We start from the raw sequence: 2,030 nt of genomic DNA, 5'->3' as shown, positions 1-2,030 counted from the left end.
GTACACCGATGGTTTCCTGCCGCGGGCGGCGAATGTGCGCAACGTGGTCGTTCAGGATTTCTGCCCCAGCGATCCGGTCGGACACCTGGGCCTGCCGTACGACAGTTGGGTGGGCGGAGTGGTGCTGAACACCCTCGGCGGCAGCACGGCGACCCCGCGCTGCACGTCGGGCTTCCCGTTGTAGCAGGCAGATCGCCGTGGCTACTCGTCCGCGGCCAGGTAGGCCCACGCCGCCATACCCGAGGTGAGGGTGACGGCGGTGCGGACGTAGTCGTCGACCTCATAGGCATCGGCGGCGGCCAACTCGTCGTCGGACAAGACCAGATAGGCGCCGGGAGCCGAGTCGGTCGGCGCGCCTGCGCGCAGAATCGGATGTCGATCAGACCCGCTGGTCCTGATCACCTCGGGATCGGTGATCGTCAGCCACTCGATCCGGTAGCCGGGCAGGGCGTCGTCGATGGTCGGCACGGACCGAGCGAACAGCGCCGCCTGCACCTCGGGCTGCCGGAGAGTGCCGTAGGAGAAGAGGTGATGGGTCACCCGGGGAAGCCTACGTGCGCCGGTACGCCATAATCTGACCCGTGACGGTCAAACCGCAGCAGCGGGTGTTCGAGGTCCTGGTGGACCGCAGCGAGCGTGCGGCCAAATGCACCATTCTGCCGTTGGCCTACCGGGACGACTTCGCAATCCGGCGTATCCGCCGCGGCGTCCCGCTCGGTCCGCTGAGCGGCGACCTGCTCCTGCACCCGGACGGTGAATCGCTGGCGACCCTTGCCCCACGACTACGTGCCGACGGCCCCGTCGAGCGGCTCTCGGCCATCGACTGCACCTGGAAGCAACTGCCCAGATTTCTCCGCTGGGTTCCCGAGCCGCTCCCGCTGCTGGCTGGCATTCCGCCGGGCTTCGTGACCGCCTACCCGCGGAAGAACAAAGTGGACCTGGACCCCGACGGCGGCCTGGCGACTATCGAGGCGTTGTTCATCGCCGACGCCTTCCTCGGCGGCTGGGACGAGACCCTGTTCACCGAGTACTACTTCGGGGCGGCATTTCTGGCGGCCAACGCCAGCGTGTTTGCCCGCTACGGGCTCGGCCCGCGCCGGTAGTCAGTCCCGGAACACCGGCGCGTGGCGCGCGAAATCGGTGGCGGCACTTCCGGTGAGCAGTCGGGACGGCTCCGGGTCGCTGCGCAGAATCCGTGCCAATTCGGTCGAATCGGGGAGCGGTCCGTCGCCGGCGACGACGACGACGTTCCCGCTCCGCTTGCCCTTGAACATCGACGGATCGGCGATGAGCTCGACATTGCTGAAGACCTCGGCGACGGTCGATACCTCGCGCCGCGCGGACGTGAGATCGCGCCGATCGCCGACGTTCGCCAGGTACAGCCCGCCGGGGGCCAGGACCCGCCGCACCGCCGCAGTGAACTCCGCCGTCTTGAGATGGTCCGGCGTGATCGCTGCGGCGAACGCATCGCGAATGATCAGATCACGCGTGGACTCGGTGAGCGCCTCGACTACTTCGCGTGCATCTCCGACGCGAATCCGCAGCCGCGGCGCCCGCGGCAGGTCGAACCATTCGCGGGCCAGGCGGGCAAGCTCGGCGTCGACCTCGACGGCGACGTGCTTGGAGTGGGGGTAGCGGTGCGCCATCGCGCGGGGCAGCGCGCACGCGGCGGCACCCAGGTGCAAGAAACGCAGAGGTGTCGCCGTGTCGGGGTAGGCATCGGTGATGGCGGCGGCCATCTGGCGCATGTACTCGAACTCGAGATTGCCCGGATCGAACGGGTCAACGTGACTGCTCTGCGCACCGTTGACGGTCAGCAACCAGCCACCGACCCCATCGGCGACGAGTTCGGCTGTGCCGGTGGAGATGTCGAAGCTCCCGGATTCGGGTTTAGGTGTGCTGGCCATCGGCTCAAGGGTAGCCCCCGGGCCGATACCATCGGCGACGTGAACACATGGGACTCGGTGGCGATCGGCATGGCGGCCGGAATGGTCGGGGACCTGGCCGTCGGCGATCCGCAGCGCGGGCAC

The 2,030-nt window shown here is 68.3% G+C and carries 3 protein-coding genes and 1 pseudogene; 2 read left to right on the top strand and 2 right to left on the bottom strand.

Translation table 11 applies throughout. The annotated features are described in order from the left end of the window. Window positions 1–184, top strand: a pseudogene (locus WAW85_RS14415) (lipase); the annotation flags it as partial. 17 nt (window positions 185–201) lie between these two features. Here WAW85_RS14415 and WAW85_RS14410 read toward each other — a convergent pair. Continuing rightward, entirely contained in the window at window positions 202–540 is a 339-nt protein-coding gene (locus WAW85_RS14410; protein ID WP_422560282.1) for a gamma-glutamylcyclotransferase family protein, read from the bottom strand. Between the two features lie 41 nt (window positions 541–581). Here WAW85_RS14410 and WAW85_RS14405 point away from each other — a divergent pair, with 41 nt between their 5' ends. After that, on the top strand, window positions 582–1,103 hold the full coding sequence (locus WAW85_RS14405) for a hypothetical protein (protein ID WP_422560281.1): 522 nt from the start codon (window positions 582–584) through the stop codon (window positions 1,101–1,103). Here the strand turns inward: WAW85_RS14405 and WAW85_RS14400 are convergent, their stop codons facing one another. After that, window positions 1,104–1,907 (bottom strand): spermidine synthase, encoded by an 804-nt coding sequence (locus WAW85_RS14400; RefSeq protein WP_422560283.1) that lies wholly within the window; start codon window positions 1,905–1,907, stop codon window positions 1,104–1,106. It abuts the gene before it with no gap. Window positions 1,908–2,030: the final 123 nt, after the last annotated feature.

It is taken from the genome of Gordonia sp. (in: high G+C Gram-positive bacteria), assembly GCF_049299075.1.
In the GTDB taxonomy this organism is placed as follows: domain Bacteria; phylum Actinomycetota; class Actinomycetes; order Mycobacteriales; family Mycobacteriaceae; genus Gordonia.
Note: the sequence above shows the minus strand (reverse complement) of the source record. Positions and strands in the feature narration are given on the sequence as shown.

What these genes read in the sequence shown, in the direction of transcription:
- WAW85_RS14400 (WP_422560283.1), bottom strand. Translation starts at nt 1,907, where the DNA reads ATGGCCAGCACACCTAAACCCGAATCCGGGAGCTTCGACATCTCCACC.